This is a genomic window from Streptomyces sp. NBC_01689, from assembly GCF_036250675.1.
Classification (GTDB): Bacteria; Actinomycetota; Actinomycetes; order Streptomycetales; family Streptomycetaceae; genus Streptomyces.
Window position 1 is genome coordinate 4,329,314 of record NZ_CP109592.1, and the last position, 16,617, is coordinate 4,345,930.

General features: G+C 73.6%; 9 protein-coding genes. 2 read left to right on the forward strand and 7 right to left on the reverse strand.

Translation table 11 applies throughout. From position 1 onward, the window contains the following. The first annotated feature begins 313 nt into the window (after positions 1-313). The gene (locus OG776_RS18280; RefSeq protein ID WP_148010075.1) at positions 314-607 is read left to right on the forward strand and encodes a chorismate mutase; all 294 of its coding nucleotides are present in this window, start codon (positions 314-316) and stop codon (positions 605-607) included. Between the two features lie 582 nt (positions 608-1,189). Here the strand turns inward: OG776_RS18280 and OG776_RS18285 are convergent. After that, positions 1,190-2,374: a hypothetical protein gene (locus OG776_RS18285; RefSeq protein WP_148010074.1), complete on the reverse strand. Its 1,185-nt coding sequence runs from the start codon at positions 2,372-2,374 to the stop codon at positions 1,190-1,192. A 214-nt stretch (positions 2,375-2,588) separates the two neighbouring features. Here OG776_RS18285 and OG776_RS18290 point away from each other — a divergent pair, with 214 nt between their 5' ends. Next, positions 2,589-3,614 (forward strand): LPXTG cell wall anchor domain-containing protein, encoded by a 1,026-nt coding sequence (locus OG776_RS18290; RefSeq protein ID WP_261994614.1) that lies wholly within the window; start codon positions 2,589-2,591, stop codon positions 3,612-3,614. A gap of 153 nt (positions 3,615-3,767) precedes the next feature. Here the strand turns inward: OG776_RS18290 and OG776_RS18295 are convergent, their stop codons facing one another. From OG776_RS18295 to OG776_RS18320, 6 genes are all read right to left on the reverse strand, one after another. Beyond that, positions 3,768-5,576, reverse strand: coding sequence for a GMC family oxidoreductase (locus OG776_RS18295; protein WP_329321693.1), 1,809 nt, complete (start codon positions 5,574-5,576; stop codon positions 3,768-3,770). A gap of 144 nt (positions 5,577-5,720) precedes the next feature. Further along, positions 5,721-7,358 (reverse strand): succinic semialdehyde dehydrogenase, encoded by a 1,638-nt coding sequence (locus tag OG776_RS18300; protein WP_148010072.1) that lies wholly within the window; start codon positions 7,356-7,358, stop codon positions 5,721-5,723. Positions 7,359-7,520: 162 nt separating this feature from the next. Continuing rightward, positions 7,521-9,470, reverse strand: coding sequence for a serine/threonine-protein kinase (locus OG776_RS18305; RefSeq protein WP_329321696.1), 1,950 nt, complete (start codon positions 9,468-9,470; stop codon positions 7,521-7,523). A gap of 114 nt (positions 9,471-9,584) precedes the next feature. Continuing rightward, on the reverse strand, positions 9,585-11,282 hold the full coding sequence (locus OG776_RS18310) for a serine/threonine-protein kinase (protein ID WP_329321698.1): 1,698 nt from the start codon (positions 11,280-11,282) through the stop codon (positions 9,585-9,587). An 84-nt stretch (positions 11,283-11,366) separates the two neighbouring features. Beyond that, a complete protein-coding gene (locus tag OG776_RS18315) occupies positions 11,367-13,001 on the reverse strand; it encodes a serine/threonine-protein kinase (RefSeq protein ID WP_329323724.1) in 1,635 nt (544 codons plus the stop codon). Between the two features lie 167 nt (positions 13,002-13,168). Next, positions 13,169-16,588 carry a protein kinase gene (locus OG776_RS18320; RefSeq protein ID WP_329321700.1) on the reverse strand — a complete coding sequence of 1,140 codons (3,420 nt, stop codon included), beginning with the start codon at positions 16,586-16,588 and terminating at the stop codon, positions 13,169-13,171. Between the last annotated feature and the right edge of the window lie 29 nt (positions 16,589-16,617).

Below are 16,617 nucleotides of genomic sequence, written 5' to 3' on the forward strand. Positions count from 1 at the left end.
CGGCGCCTGAGGACGAGGCCGTCCAGGCCGACGCGGGGGTCTGGGGGCGGCAGCCCCCAGGGGTGGGGGCTGCCGTCTCAGGATGCGAACCCGCTTGGACCACCCCGTACGCACGGGCATACTGGTCCCATGCTCACGCACCAGACCTTCGCGTTTACCTATGGCAACCGGCCCACCGGCTGCCATGGTCGTGCTGCTTGAGCAACTGACAAGCGACTCCCCAGGCGCCCCGGGCCGACAAGGCCCGGGGCGTCTGCCGTTTCCGGGCCCGGCAGCCCGGGGCTCCCCTCCATCGAGCAGAAGGAGCCCCACCATGGCCGACGTGACCGACGTACTGAACAGGACCGGCGCCCGTACCGACGAGGCGGCCGGCGTGATCACCGACGCCCGTGACCGCGTCGACGCCCTCGACGACCGGATCATCGGCCTCGTGCAGGAACGCATGGCCGTCTCCGCGGTGATCCAGCAGGCCCGGATGGAGTCCGGCGGCCGTCGCGTGAACCTCTCCCGCGAGATGGAGGTCCTCGGCCGCTACCGGGACGCGCTGGGCAAGCCGGGCACGTCGCTGGCCATGACCCTGCTGGAGCTGTGCCGCGGCCGAGTCTGAGCGCCCGTCCGCGTCCACCCGCCACGCCCGCGTACGCACATACGCCTGCCGTCTCACCCGTACGGCGCGTGACCGCGCCAGGAGCGGCTTCGTTGGTCCCGGTGTCCGTGTCAGCCAGGGGCGGGCCGAAAGAACCACGCGTGGCTCCGCTGGGGCGATGAGACGTACGGATCGTGCCGTGCGTCGTGGGACCTCGCCCCAGGGGTGTGACCGGACGGCAGGGGACAGCGGCCCGGTCACGCAAGAGAACGGCCGGCTCCGGGGACGCCCGGGGCCGGCCGGCGCAACCGTCCGGACGGCCGGCGCGATCCTCCGACCGGCCGGTCCGGACCCACCGCTTCGACGGCGCCCGCCCGGAGAGGCTTCCCCACCCCCGCGTCCCCAGGTCCCCCACCCGTTGCCACCCCGGCTCGCCCTCCATGTCCCCGTGGACGGACGGCCTCACCACCTGACCCGCGGCGCACCCCCTCCGGCGCCGCGCCCCCGGCACCGGCGCCGCCCTGACGTCGGTGCTGACGCAGAAGGGCCCCGCGGATTCCGTCCCGCGGGGCCCTTCGCGGCTGCGTACGCGCCTTCGCCCGCTCAGGTCCTGGAGACCGCGCCGCAGGACTCGGCGTCGGAGTGCCTGAGCTCCCGGCTCCGGTCGTAGGGATCGACCGCGGGCCCGCTGGGCGTCGCCTCGTCCGAGGCGGCCGGGCCGGCCGAGTCGAACCGCGGGTGCAGGAAGCCGTCGTGGACGAAGCAGGCGGAGTTGGAGAGGTTCTCGTCGAAGGAGAGGATCGCCAGCCTGCCGGGGGTGACCCGGTACTTCGCCGGGTCGGAGACCTCGATGTCGAGGACGCGGCGCACGATGGTGCGGGCCACCTCGGTCGACTCGGGGTCCGCCTGGGCCAGCGGGTAGACGAAGGTGTAGTCGGCGTGGATGACGACGGAGGCGCGGGTGCCCGCCTTGAACGTCATGCGGCCGCGGGTCTTGACCACGTCCCCGACGAGCCGTACCTCGCGCGGGTCGAAACGGCTGAAGAGCGAGAGCGGATCGTGCTTCGCATCCGGTGTGCGCAACCAGCTGTTCACGTCGTCGAGCAGCTTGGGCTGCTGGGGGTCGAGAAGGGCGAGGACGCTCTTCGGGCGGCCGCCGAGCAGGGTCCCGCGGTCGATGTTCGCGCCGACGAGCAGCTCCTTGGTCTGCCGAAGCGCCCGGGCGACCTGTTCCTTGCCGAGCGGACCGACCGGCTTCGCCTCCGGCACGACGATGCCGGCCGCGCCGTCGGCGTACCGCTCGGCGGGTGAGCCGGCGAACGGCCGGTCGAGTGTGGGGGTGCCGGGCGCCGCCGAGGGAGCCGTGGTCGGGGCCGCGGTCTCGGCGGGCAGCGGGTCCGCGGCCGCGCCGGACGAACCGCTGCCGGAGGAGGACGCGCCGAGAAGATCACCGGGCAGCAGCGACGGGCGTACGGCCACCAGCGCCACGGCGGCCGCCAGGGGGACGCCGATGATCGCCCACAGCCGTCGGCGGCGGGCGGTGCGATCCTCCGCCCTGCGCATCTCCTGCCACGCGGGCCCGGTCCGCCACCCCTCCGGTTCGATACCCCGGGCCTCCTGCTGCCGCAGCCGTTCGGTCACCATGCGGGCGCGGGCGGAGGGCTCCTTGGGCGCCGAGGCCCGGATGTCCCGCTCGGAGTCGCGGATGAACCGCTCCCACACCTCATCGGGAACGGACGGTTCCTCCGGACGCTCCCCACCTGCCCTTCCGGGCTGCTTCTCAGACACGAGGGTCAGTTCTAGGCGGATGGAACAGCCGTCCACAAGTCGTATCCGTGTGTGACCCAGCCCACATAAGAATTCTGTGAAGGACCGCACAACCGTTCACGGGGTCCACGGGTCACACCTGCTGAACCAACGGCCACACCCGCGCCCCACACGCGGAGGCCTCACCCATACGCGTACCGCGGCGACGCGGTACACCGGACTTACCGAGGTCTTCATGAAGCTTCGCCGTGCCATGGCCGTCGCGGCCGCGACGGCCGCCATAGCCCCACTGGCGCTGCTTTCGGCGCCGGCCGCGTTCGCGTCGGACGACACCACCACCCCGGCAGCGGCAGTGTCCGAGTCCACGAGCGAGTCGACGTCCGCGTCGCCGAGCGACTCCGCTCCCGCGCCGAGCGCCTCCGAGTCCGCGAGCGAGACCGCTCCGGCTCCGAGCAGCAGCGCGAGCACCAGCGCCAGTGCCACCGCCAGCACGTCCGGCAAGCCGTCGACGTCCGCCAGCCCTTCGCAGTCCTCGGAGCCGTCGGCGTGGCCGACGGAGGACTGCCCCGTCGACGACGACGGTGTGGACGCCGGTTCCCAGCTGTCCCTGGCCGTCACCGGACTGCCCGGCAAGATCGTCGCGGGCAGCGGCTGGCACAACTTCACGCTCTCCGCCGCCAACCACAGCGACCAGGACCTCGGTCAGGTCCAGTGGCTCGCCACGGTCGACAACTACTCGGACAGCGACGACGAGGACGACTGGCTGAGCACGTACGCCCAGCTCGAGTACTTCAACCCCACGAGCAAGTCGTGGGAGTCCATCGCGGACGAGGTCGGCAACGGCATCTACTTCGGTGAGACCACGCTGGGCGGCAAGCAGACGGTCGCCATCAAGCTGCGGGTCAACATCAGCTCGAAGGCCCCGGCCGGCGACGGCTACGCCCTCGGTCTGGGCGGCTACGTGGACCAGAAGCAGGACTGCGTCCACAGCTCCTTCGCGTTCTACGAGCTCACCGTCCTCCCGGCCGGCAGCAGCAACGAGAACCCGGGCACGCCCAAGCCGGGCACCGGTGAGACTCCGTCCGGCGGCACGAAGCCGCAGGGTGGCGCCGACGAGATCCCGGCCACGGGCAGCCTCGCCTCGACCGGTTCCTCGTCCGCCCTGCCGACGATCGCCCTCGTGGGCGGCGTCGCCGTCGTCGCCGGTGCCGGTGCGGTCTTCACGGTGCGTCGTCGCAGGTCAGGTGGCGCGGCCGCGTAAGGCCACGTTTCCGGGACGGGCCGTGTGAGCGGCACTGCCCTCAGCGGTACACGGAAAAGGGACCTGAGCTCGGAGGGGGGCACAGGTCCCTTTTCGCGTTCCCGGCCGGGCGGCCTCTCACCCCGCCCGGCCCACGCGGCCCCGCCCGACGGCCTACTTCTTCCGCGGCACCGTCGGCATCCCCAGGAACGGCAGCCTCAGCGCGCCGAAGGCGTCCGCGGGAACGGCGGGCCTGAGGGGCTCGACCGGCTTCAGCCGCTCGTACGCGGCTCCCTGCGCCGGGCGCGGGTCCGCCTTCCCCTTGTTGGGCCAGTACGACATCGCGCGCTCGGCCTGGGCCGTGATGGTCAGCGACGGGTTGACGCCCAGGTTCGCGGAGACGGCGGCGCCGTCGACCACCGAGATCCCCGGGTGCCCGTACAACCGGTGGTACGGGTCGATCACGCCCTCGTCGGCACTCGCGCCGATCGGACAGCCGCCCAGGAAGTGCGCGGTGAGCGGGGTGCCCATCAGCTCGCCCACGTTGCTGCCGGCGAAGCCGTTGATCTCGGCGGCGAGGGTGGACGCGGCCTCCGAAGCCGCCCTGATCTGCTTGGGGTTGGGGGCTCCATGTCCTTGCCGGGCGGTCAGCAGCCCCTTGCCCACGCCCTTGGGCTTCAGATAGGTGGTGAGCGAGTTGTCCAGGGACTGCATCACCAGGCCGATGATGGTCCGCTCCGACCAGTGCCGGTTGGAGAGCGAACGGGCCACCAGCAGCGGGTGCCGCACGGCGTTGGCCAGCCAGCCCAGAACCCTCGACGAGCCCTCCGCGTAAGGCACTTGAAGGATGGAGAGGCTGCCCATCGAGTTCGACCCCCGCCCGTAGCGGACCGGTTCGATGTGCGTGTTCTCGTCGGGATGGATCGAGGACGTGATGGCCACACCCCGGGTGAAGTCGGCCTTCGGCTCGCCGGTCGCCCTGCGGTAGCGGCGGTTGTCCGTCTGCGCGCCGACCAGCGCCTCCGAGTTGGTGCGGGTCAGTTCTCCCAGCCGTGGCGAGAGGCGGGGCAGCTGCCCGCCCGCCCTCATGCGGTGCAGCAGCGTCTGGGTGCCGTAGGTACCGGCCGCGATCACGACCCGGCGCGCCGTGAACATCCGTCCGGCGCCCTTGCGCCGGGCATCGGTGGGCAGGGTGGCCACGGCGTGGCCGCCGCGCGAGTCGTCGGTCACGGACACGACGGTCGTCATCGGGTGCACGACCGCGCCGGCCTTCTCGGCCAGGTACAGGTAGTTCTCGTTGAGGGTGTTCTTCGCTCCGTGCCGGCAGCCGGTCATGCACTCACCGCACTCGGTGCACGCCGTGCGGCCGGGCCCCGCGCCCCCGAAGTACGGGTCCTCGACCTCCCCGCCGGGCCGGGCCCGGGCCGCGCCGTCCGCGTCCTGCCCGTCCCCGAAGAAGACCCCGACCGGCGCCATGTGGAAGGTGTCGCCGACGCCCATCCGCTGCGCGGCCGCCTTGAGATGGACGTCGGACGGGGTCGTCGTCGGGTTGAGCCGGACACCGAGCATGCGCCGGGCCTGGTCGTAGTACGGCTCCAGCTCCTCCCGCCAGTCCGTGATGTCCTTCCACTGCGGATCGTCGAAGAACGCCTTCGGCGGTACGTAGAGGGTGTTGGCGTAGTTGAGGGAGCCGCCGCCGACGCCCGCCCCCGCCAGGACCATGACGTTGCCCAGCAGATGGATGCGCTGGATGCCGTACATCCCGAGCGAGGGGGCCCAGAGATAGTTCCGCACGTCCCACGAGTTCTTCGGCAGCGTCTCGCGGGTGAAGCGGCGGCCGGCCTCCAGCACTCCGACGCGGTACCCCTTCTCCGTCAGGCGCAGGGCCGTGACGGAACCGCCGAAGCCGGAGCCGACCACGAGGACGTCGTAGTCGTACGCGGAGTCGTCGTGCTGCTCCTGGACGGAGTTCTCCTGTGCCACGTGCTGCTCTCCTCGTCGAGAACGGATGCGGACGGACGTGCTGCGAACGTGCTGCGGACCTGCTGCGGCCGTGCACCGGACACCGGGCCGGCGTCCGGTGCGGTGGACTCCGGCCCGGTGCCCCGCCCCGGGTGCGGACACGACCTAGCGGAGGCGCAGCGCCTTCATGACCCGCAGGCTCCGGCTCATGAACGCCGCGTACTTCTCGTCGTCCATGCCGAGCGACGGTGCCATCGGCAGCAGCCGCTGCTGGGCGACGGTCTGCGCCTCGGTGTACTTGAGGATGCCCTCGGATCCGTGCCGCCGGCCGAGTCCCGAGTCCTTCATGCCGCCCATCGGCGACTGGACGCTTCCGTACGCGGGCGCGTAGCCCTCGTTGACGTTCACGGTGCCCGTGCGCAGCCGGGCCGCGACCGCGCGTCCGCGCCGGCCGTCCTTCGTCCAGACGGAGGAATTGAGGCCGTACGCCGTGGAGTTGGCAAGGTCGACAACCTCGTCGTCCGTCCGGAAGCGGTACAGCGAGACCACCGGCCCGAAGGTCTCCTCGCTGCAGACGGCCATGGGCGCCTCGACGCCGTCGAGAACGGTGGGCTCGTAGAAGTAGGGACCGATGTCGGGCCGGGCGACGCCCCCGGCCAGCACCTTCGCGCCCTTGGCGACCGCTTCGTCCACGTGCCGGGTCACGGTCTCCAGCTGCCGCTCCCCCACCAGCGAGCCCATGTCGGCCCCGTAGGCGAGGGAGGTGCCGAGCCGCATGGCCCGGGTGCGGGCGGCGAAACGCTCCGCGAACGCGTCGGCGACGGACTCGTGGACGTACAGCCGCTCGATGGAGATGCAGAGCTGGCCGGCGGAGGAGAAGCAGGCGCGGACGGCACCCGCGGCGGCCTTGTCGATGTCGGCGTCCTCCAGGACCACCATGGCGTTCTTGCCGCCGAGTTCGAGGGAGACGCCCACGAGCCGGGCCGCCGCGCCCTGGGCGACCTCACGGCCGGTGCGGGTGGACCCGGTGAACGAGACGTAGTCCGCGTGCTTGACGACCTCGGGCCCGACGACCGGACCGTCCCCGATGACCACCTGGAAGACCTGGGCGGGCAGCCCGGACTCGATCAGCAGGTCACGCGCCCAGAGCGCGGTGAGGCAGGTCTCGGTGTCGGGCTTCATGACGACGGCGTTGCCCGCGACGAACGCGGGCAGCGCGTCGCCGACGGAGAGTTCGAGCGGGTAGTTCCAGGGTGCGATCTGGCCGACGACGCCGCGCGGGTGACGCAGTTCGGTGACCTTGGTGAGGGTGGGCATCGCGCCGGCGTGCCGCTTGGGACGGAGGTAGGCCGGTGCCCTGCGGCCGTAGTGGCGCGCGGCCACGACGACGGCCTGCACCTCCTCGTGCGCGTGCAGCCGGGCCTTGCCGGTCTCCAGCTGGATGAGGTCCAGCACCTCGGCCTGGCGCGCGAGCACCAGGTCGTGGAAGCGCAGCAGGACGGCGGCGCGCTGCCGCACCGGGGTGGCGGCCCAGGCCGGCTGCGCCCCGCGGGCCCGCTCGAAGGCCGTGGCGACGTCCTCGGGGGTGGACTCGGGCAGGTCGGCCAGCTTCTCGCCGGTGAACGGGGTGTGGTTGGCCGTCCGTCCGGAGCCGACGACGCCCTTGGTGAGCTGCGCGACCAGCTCGGGCGTGACCACGTCGGCAGCGGTGCGGGCGCCCACGGGGGCGGGGGCGAGGGGGTTGGTGCCGGTCTTTTCCGGCTGGTCCGTACCGATGATTTCCGGGGCCTGCGAGTCCGTCATGAAGCGCAGGGTATGACGGCGCGAGAGCTTTGGGTACCCGTTGGTAACCCGCTTTCACGGGGTGCACACACCCTGCCAGTGAGCACTGGCAGTAAACGTGCTGATCAGGGCGTTGTTCCGGGCCCACGCACGCTTCCGGCCCCGCGGCCCGCCGTCGCGTCCCTACCTCTTGTCGATGTCCAGGTTCGCGATCGCCGCCCGCGCGACCTCCCGGCCGCGCACCGTGAAGTCGCCCTTGCCGGGATAGCCGACCGTGAGCTTGTACATGTCTCCCGCGGACGACTTGTAATAGAACACGCGCAGTTCGCGCGGGCGCGGGTCCTGGCTGTCGTCGGTCGTGTAGACGACGGTGTTCTCCGCCGACTGCCTGCCGTGGTACGTGGTCTGCCTCGGCGTCGTCCTCGGCCCCTCGGGCATCTGGAGGGCGTACGCGCCGCTCTGCTTGAAGTCGCCGTTGTCGGCGTACATCTGGGCGGCCGAGGAGTCCTTGATCTGATGGGACGTGTCCTCGGACCCGCGGGCCACGTCGAGGCTGATCCAGACGCCGCCGCTCCAGTCGGTGTACGTGACCCGGTGGCTCTTGTCCGACGTGCGGTCCGGCGTCGATCGCTGGTAGCCCGCGGGCACCGCCAGCGTCGCGGTGACGTCCTTCTCATGGTGCTTGCGCCAGCCGTCGGGCAGCGGCCCCGCGAACGGGTCGGCGATCACCAGGTACGCCGTCACGGCCACCGCGACGACGGCCGCGCCGAGCCCGATCAGGACCGCGCGCGGAATCCGGACACCGTTCCGTGCCTCACCGGCGGCCCGCACCGGTGCCGGGATCTGCCCCGCCCCGGTGGCCCCCTCGCCCTCGGGAGCCCGTACGACCTCCGTGCGGACCCGGGCGGGCGGCTCCGCGGCCTCCTCCAGGAGCCGGCGCGCCCGGCCGGCCCCGAGGCGGCGCGCCGGGTCCTTGTCCAGCAGCCCGCCGATCACCTCCGCCAGCGGTCCCGACACCGAAGCGGGCGGCGTCGGCGTGGAGTTGAGCACGGACTGCAGAGTGGCCGGGGTGTTGCTGCGGCGGAAGGGCGACACCCCCTCGGTGGCCGCGTAGAGGACGACGCCGAGCGACCAGAGGTCGCAGGACGGGCCGGGGCGCCGGCCCAGCACCCGTTCCGGCGCGATGTACTCGGGCGAGCCGACGAAGCCGCCGGTGTCCGTCAGGCTGGTCTCGCCCTCGATCTGCGCGATGCCGAAGTCGGTGAGGACCACCCGGCCGTGCGGGCCGAGCAGCACGTTGTCGGGCTTGACGTCACGGTGCAGGATGCCCGCCGCGTGCGCGGCCTCCAGCGCGCCGAGCACCTCCAGGCCGATCCGCGCCGCCTCCCGCGCGCCGAGCGTGCCCTCTTCGAGGACGGCGCCCAGCGAACGGCCCCGCACCAGCTCCATGACGATCCAGGGCTGTCCGTCCACCACCGCCACGTCGTGGACGTTCACCACCGCCGGATGGTCGAGCCGGGCCGCGGCGCGTGCCTCCCGGCGCATCCGCTCGAAGGCGGTGGCGCGTTCCCGCTCGGGCAGGTGGTCCGGGAGTCTGGGTTCCTTGACGGCGACCTCCCGGTCCACCGTCTCGTCCTGGGCCCGCCAGACGGTCCCCATCCCGCCGTGCCCCAGCTTCGCCAGGAGCCGGTAGCGGCCCGCGACCAGCCGCCCGGCGCCGGGGTCGGGCACGGGCGCGGGCGCGCTCCGCTCGGACCGTGGCGGCACGGGAAGCGGGGACGGGTGTGGCTGCGGCTGCGCGGGCCGACGGGAGAGCGGATGGGCGGACTGCTCGTGCCCGGACTGCGGTGACGCGGACTGCGGTGCGGCGGACTGTTCGTGCCCGGACTGCGGCTGCGCGGACCGCGGTGCGGCGGACTGCGGGTGTGCGAAAGGCTGTTGAGTGGACTGCGGGTGCGGTGGGCCGGCCTGCGTACGCGGGGCGGGTCCGGCCGGCTCGGCGTACGGATTGCCGGGCAGGGGAACCCCCTGCCGCTCCGCGGGCGCCGCCGGCCGCGGTGCCCGCAGTGGTGGCTGCAGGGCGAAACTGGTCGGCTCGTCGGCGCCTTGCTGGACTCCCCCGTCACTGCTCATGGGTCCATCCCTATCGCGGCCCTCGCTCCGGCAGCCAGAGCCGTCGCGTACCGGTCACAGACCCGTGACGCGGCACGCGACCGAAATGCCGTGTATCCACCGCCTGCGTGCGGTTCACGAGGTGGTGAAGGTGCCGACCGCGACGTCGAAGTACCTCTTCGCCTCCGTCGTCCTGCCGACCGGCGCCGAGACCCACACGTCGTACATCCGGCCGCCCTCCTCCCAGCAGAGGTCGTACGTGTGCCGGGGACCCTCCGCCTCGGTGAAGCCCTTCCAGGAGAACTCCCACAGCGCCGCGGAGTGTCCGGTGTGCGTGGTGGAGGTGACCGTGCCGTCGCGGTAACCCGGGTTCGTGGACGGCCCGTCGGCGTCCGCGTGGCGCATCACCGCGAGCGGGCCGCCCGGCACCGGATCCGACACCTTGATGCCGATCCGGAAGGTCTGCCCCGGCGACATGTAGAAGATCCGCTCGCCCTGCGGGTCGCGGGTGAAGCCGTCGGGAACGGCGAGCGCGTACCCGTCCGGATCGCGCACGGTCCGGTAGCCGGACGGCGGCGTGGAGCGGCCGGAGGGGGGCGGCGTCCGCTCCCGGGTGACGGTGACCGTGGGGTGCGGTGCCCCCGCCGACGCCTGACCGGTCGACCGGCCGGTCGCGGGCGCCGACGCGCTCGCCGAGGCCCCCGGCGCCGCACTCGCCGACGTGGACACGGACGGCGTACCGCTCCCGGTGCTCCCACCGCCGCCGTCCCGGCCGTCGTGCGCGAGCAGGGCGGCCGCCGACACCCCCGCGCCCACCAGTGCGGCGGCCAGCGCGGCGACGAGCAGGCCTCGCGGGAACCGCCGCGCGGTGCGCTCGGGTACGGCGCCGGCGGCCGTGCCCGCGGCGGGCACCGGGGGGCCGGCGTCGGGTGGGGTGGGCCTGCGCTTCGGTACGTCGCGCTGGGTGGGCGAGTAGCCCGGCGGCGCGGGTTTCGGCGTGCGGCCGGTCTGCCGGAACGCCCGCAGCAGCCGTTCCGCCTCCACCGCGTCGAGGCGGCGGTCCGGATCACGCTCCAGCAGCCCCCGTACGACGGGGAGCAGCGGCGCGGCCTGGGCCGGTGGCCTGATCTCGTCCATGACGACGGCGTGCAGGATGCCGCCCAGGGAGTCGCGGCGGAACGGTGACTCGCCGCTCAGCACCGTGCACAGCAGTGCCCCGAGCGACCACAGGTCGGACTCGGGGCCGGTCCGGGCGCCGGACATCCGCTCGGGCGCGGTGTACTCGGGCGAGCCGACGAAGGAACCGCTCTCGGTGAGGGTGGTCGCCCCCGCGACCTGGGCGATGCCGAAGTCGGTGAGGACGACCCGGTCGGTGCCCGCCTCCATCAGGACGTTCGCGGGCTTGAGGTCACGGTGCAGGATGCCCGCGTCGTGCGCGCGGCGCAGCGCGCCGAGGAGGGCGATGCCGATCCGGGCGGCCTCCCTCGCGTCGACCGGGCCGTCCGCCGAGATCCGTTCGGCGAGCGAGCCGCCGTCGATCAACTCCATGACGATGTAGGGGCGTTCGGCCTCCTCCACCACGTCGTGCACGACGATGATGTGCGGGTGGTGGAGCTGGGCGACCGCGCGGGCCTCGCGCAGGGTGCGATCGCGTTGCTGCAGGGCCTCCTGGGCGGAGAGCGAGTCGTCGAGGGGAAGTTCCTTCACCGCGACCTGCCGGTTGAGCAGTTGGTCGGTGGCCCGCCAGACGACGCCCATGCCGCCCCGCCCGATCCTGGCCTCCAGCCGGTAACGGCCGGCGATCACGCGGACGTTCTCCCCCTGGGTCCCCATACGCCCCATCATGCCGCACCGGATGGACGCCCTCCGTGACGGCGACCGGCCGACTTCGCCCCCGTGGCCGGGGATCACCCGCGCTCACCGCTCCTGGAAACTCCGCAGGATCGAGTCGAACTGCTTGCCGGTGGTGGCCCACTCGTCGGCCGGCGAGGCCTCGTAGAGGGCGTACTCGGTGCCGTCACCGGTCATGTAACCGACGTCGATCGCGCGGTAGGGCCCCGGGAAGTAGTGCGGGGGGTCCTTGGCCAGCGCGTTCCACGTGTACTCCCAGCGGACGCCCGGCTGGTCGCGGAAGAGCTCTTCCTTGAGGCTCAGCCGCTGGTAGTCCTGCAGCCGCCCCGAGATCGTGTGGTCCAGGCCGCTCATGTGGTCGTACGAGGTGCTGAAGTCCGGCGCGGTGTCGACGGCGACCCGCACCAGGTGCTTGCCCTTGTCGGGCGAGTAGTCGACCTGCCGGAGGCCGTCCTTGTCGATGGAGACGGACCGCGTCCACCCCTCGGGCAGGGAGACGCTGAAGCCGAACGGGTCGTGGATCCGCTCCCAGCCGGCGGGAACCCCCGTCCGACCGTCCTTGTCACCCGGTGTGGCACCGGCCCCGGAACTGGCGCTCGGAGTCGGAGCCGGCGTCGACGGTCCGGAGGCGGAGTCGCCCGGACCGCCCGTGCCGAAGTGCTGGAGCGCGACCGCGCCACCGCCGCCGACGACCGCCGCGAGGGCGACGACCAGGGCGACCGTGCGCAGCCGGTGCCGCTTCGGCGGCGGGGTCGCGGTCCCGTTCGCCGCCGCCTGATACGAGGTGGTGGTGCCCGTGTGCGCGCGGGTCCCGGTGCCGGTCCCCGTCACTGTGGTGTCGTGTTCCACCCGTCCCGCCACCGCGTGCGCCCGCGTCGCGTCCGACAGTCGTCCCGCCGCCGCCTCGGCGAGCATCTCCTCGGCCTGCGCCGCGCTGGGCCGCTCGGCCGGATCCTTGCGCAGCAGCGCGGCGAGTACGGGCCCGAGCGCCCCCGAGTTGACCGGTTCGGCGGGTTCCTCCTCGACGACGGCCTGCATGGTGCCGATGGGCGAGGTGCGGCGGAACGGCGACCTGCCCTCCACCGCCGTGTACAGCGTGGCGCCGAGTGCCCACAGATCGGACGCCGGGCCCGGGTCGTGGCCGCGCACCCGCTCCGGGGCGAGGTAGTCGACCGAGCCGACGATCTCACCGGTGCGGGTGATGGTCGTGTCGCCCTCGACCTGCGCGATCCCGAAGTCCGTGAGCAGCACCCGCCGGTCGGAGGAGAGCAGGACGTTGCCCGGCTTCACGTCCCGGTGCAGCACCCCGGCCGTGTGCGCGGCGCGCAGCGCGCGCAGCACCCACAGACCTATCCGCGCCGCCTCGGCCGGTTCGATCCGCCCCTGCTCGTTGACCGCGTCGGCCAGCGAGTTGCCCTCGACCAGCTCCATGACTATCCACGGCCGGTTGTCGTGGTCCAGCACGTCGTGAACGGTCACGACGGCCGAGTGGTTGATCCGGGCCGCGGCCCGCGCCTCCGCGTGGGTACGGGCCAGGAGCACGGCCCGGTCGCTCTCCGTGACGTACAGCGCGGCCGTCAGTTCCTTGACCGCGACCGCGCGGTGCAACACCTCGTCGTGCGCGCGCCACACGCGGCCCATGCCACCGCTGCCGATGGATTCGACAAGTCGGTAGCGGCCCGCGAGGAGCAGGCCCTGCATCTGATTCACGTTTCCCCGCAATGGTCTTGACAGGGTCAGACTAAAGAGCGGTTACGTCGCAGGGAACCGGCGGGGTCGTTCGGAGACCGCACTGTGACGGTTCTCCCTTCCTGGTACGGAGGGCAACCTTTCCGCGCCCGGCGTCGTGGAGGCGTCGGACGGCGGGCTCAGCCGGTGACCCGGTAGGTCGCCGACGCCTGTTCGTACAGCCGGGTCACCTCGTCCGTCTCGGCCTCCGGGCCGCGCACCTGGACGATGTGGTAGCGCCCGCCCTGGACGACGACGAGGTTGCGGACGTACAGCTCCTGCCCCGCCGAGGTCTGCCAGGTGAACTGCCCCTCGGCCATGGTCCGTCCACCGACGTCGATCCGCCGCATGCCGCTGGACGTCGCCCACGTCGAGTCGCGGAACGGCTGCAACTCGCTCTCCCGCTCCCGCTGGTAGGTCAGCGGATCGCTGCCGTAGGTCGCGGTGCTGTCCCGGCCGGGTACGACGATGAGCTCGAAGTCGCCGTGGGAGTAGACGACCTGACCGCGCCCGTTCTTGGGCGAGCGGTCCCAGCCGTTCGCCACCGCGACCTGGAAGCCGGCGGAGTCCTTGCGCAGGGTGAAGCCCGACGGGACACCGGGGGCGTTGCTCCCGGACTCCGGCGAACCAGGCTTCTCCGAAGGGCTCTTGTCGCCGCCCGGAGAGGTCTGGTCGGGCCGCGGTTCGCTGCTCGCGCTTCCGTCGGCGCCCGCGGAGTTCTGCGGTGCGGGGCTCACCTGTCCGGCGGAGTCGGCCGGACCACCGTCGGAACCGTTCGCCCGGTCGTTCTTCGGCATGAAGACCATCGCGTAGGCGACCGCCGCGACCAGCAGGAGCAGGACCAGGAGGACCAGGTTGCGCCCGAGCCGTCGGGGCTTGTCCCGCACGGACCGTCCCGCCGGGCGGGCGGGGCGGTCGCTCCTGGCCCGTTTGTGACGGGCGTGCGGGCTGGTCGCGGGCAGCCCGGCGCGGCGCCGGCGGACGAGTTCGCCCCTCCTGCGCACGATCGGGAGCCTGCTCGGGTCGACCGGGGGCGCCGAGACGACGTGCGCGCCCGCCTCGGGCTCGGGCGCGGACCGCACCAGCGAGCGCAGCCAGCCGCGCAGTTCCTCGAAGTCGAGCCGCTCCGTGGGGTCCTGACGCAGCAGCGACTCCACCACGGGCCGCAGGGGTCCGCACTCCTCCGCGTACGCGGGCGGTTCGGCGCAGACCAGTTGCACCAGTTCGGCGGTGCTCTCCTCCGGGTAGGGGGCGTGCCCCTGTACCGCCCGGAAGAGGAGGGCGCCGAGCGCCCACAGGTCGGTCGCGGGGCCGATCGGCGCCGCCAGCTGCCAGTTCTCGTGCACCGGGCCGGCCTGCTCCGGCGCCCAGCGCTCGGTCACCGGACCGACGACCGCCATCCGCGCCTGCCGGGCCCGCTCCGCGGCGAGCGCCGTGGCGGGACCGCGGCGCGGCGGCGCACCGGCGACGAGTTCGTCCCAACGGCCCTTCGGCGGAACGGGAACGGCGGACTGCTGCCGCCCCCGCACGAGGGTGGCCGGGTCGGCGCCGGGAAGCTCCGGGACGATCCGGCCGTGCCCGGCGCCGCCGCCGGGGAGTGCCGTACGCGCGGGGCCGGTGCCGTCGCCGGAGCGGAAGCCTCGGCCGAAGTCCTGGCCGGTGTCGCGACCGGTGTCGCGACCGGTCTCCCGGCCGGCGCCCTGGCCCGTGCCGTCGCCGTATCCGTAGCCGTAGTCGTATCCGCCAGTGGCGCCGGGCTCGACGCCCTGCCCGGGGCCGTGGCCCGCGCCCCGGCCCGCCGTGTACGCGTCTCCGCGGCCGGTGCCGTGTCCGGGGCCCGGGCCGAGGCCGACACCCTGGTCCGCGCTGTGACCGGCCTCCTGGCCGAAGCCCTGGCCGGGAACCTGTCCCGCGTGGTGGCCGGTGCCCTCACCGGCACCCTGGCCGAAGCCGGGGCCCGCGTGGGTGCCCACGCCTCGACCCGTGTCGGGGCCGGTGCCGTGGCCGGTGTCGTGCTCGCTTCCCCGGCCTTCACCCTGACCGAAACCCTGGCCCTCGCCGAGACCCTCGCCCGTACCCCGGCCGAAGCCCTGCCCCGTGTCCCGGCCGAATCCCTGACCCGTGTCCCGGCCGGGGACCTGGCCAGGGACCTGGCCGAAGGCCCGAGCCGTCCGGTCCGCTTGCCTGCCGGTGGTGTGGTCGGCGTCCTGGCCCGGACCCGGGGCGGTGCCCTGGCCGTCGGGGCCCCCCGTGCCGGGGCGGGGCTGCGCACCGTGCCAGGCCCTGGTGTGCGCCACTCCGTACGGGTCGGCGATCTGACCGGGCGGCGGGGTCTCCGGCCGCTGCTCCACGATGTGTCCGGACGCCTGGGCGGGCGGAGCCGCGGCGTCGGCCGGCGGGGCCGGGCGGGGTGCGGGCAGGGCGGCGGGGGCACCCCGCTGCTGTTCGTGCACACGGGCCGCGGCGCGCGCTCCGGCGCGGTACGCGGCGATGGCTCCGGCCCGCGCCGCCCGCGCGTCGCCCCCGGCCTCGATCGCCCTGCGGGCCAGGGCCGCGCTGCCCGCCGCGGGCGCCTCTCCGACGGGCGTGCCGTTCTCCGCACGTGCCTCGATCGCGGCCCGCCGCGCGGCCTCCGCGTCGATTCCCTGAGCACCGGCGACCACGGCACCGAACGTGCCCCCGGGACTCGTGGCCCCCGGAACTCCGGAACCGCTCACGCCCCGCGAGGCTGCCCCGCCCGGCGAACCGGCGTTGCGCACCTGCTCGGTGCCGCCGCCCTCACTCCCGGGAGCGCCCGGACCCCGGGGGATCTGCGGGACCTGCGACACCTGGGAGACCTGCGACACCTGGGGGACCCGCGTCCCCGCCCGGCCCGGGGCTCCTGTCGCTCCGGGTGCCCCCGGTCCTCCCGGCGCGCCCTCCACACCCTCCGGACCGTCGAAGTCCCTTACCGGCACCGGGTCGTACCCGCACAGCGCCTCCTCGGCGGCTCCGGCCGCCAGCCCGGTCAGCATCACCCGGCCGTCGTCGCAGACGAGCACCGTGCGCGCGGTGATGTTGCGGTGCACCCACCCGTGCGCGTGCAGCACCCGCAGCGCGGTGAGGACGTCCGCGGCGACCTCGGCGGCGCGGTAGGGGCTCAGCGGTTTCTCGGCGAGCAGCGCTGCCAGCGGCCGCGCGGGCACCAGTTCGCTCACTATCCACAGCGAGCCGCCTTCGGCGAACACGTCGAAGACCTGGTCGAGTCGGGGATGGTCGGGGATCTGGGCGGCGGCCTGCGCGGCCTCGATCGCCCGCCGCACCGCCGGTTCGGCCGGCCGCCGCGTGGTGCGCGCGGAGGGGCGGCGCACCCCGCCGTCCCGTGCCACGAACCCCTCGGGCAGCCCGTCCGCGTCGAGGACCTCGGCCTCGACGATCTCCGGCAACGGCACCTGGCGGACCAGGACTTCCTGCCCGCTGTACGTGTCGAACGCGCGGCTCTCGGCGAACTCGTACTCGTCGGACGGCGGCAGCGGCAGGCGATAGCGGTCGGCCAGTACCCGACCCGCGTACTCGTCCACGATGCCTCCCCCGGCCGCCCGGTGGTCAA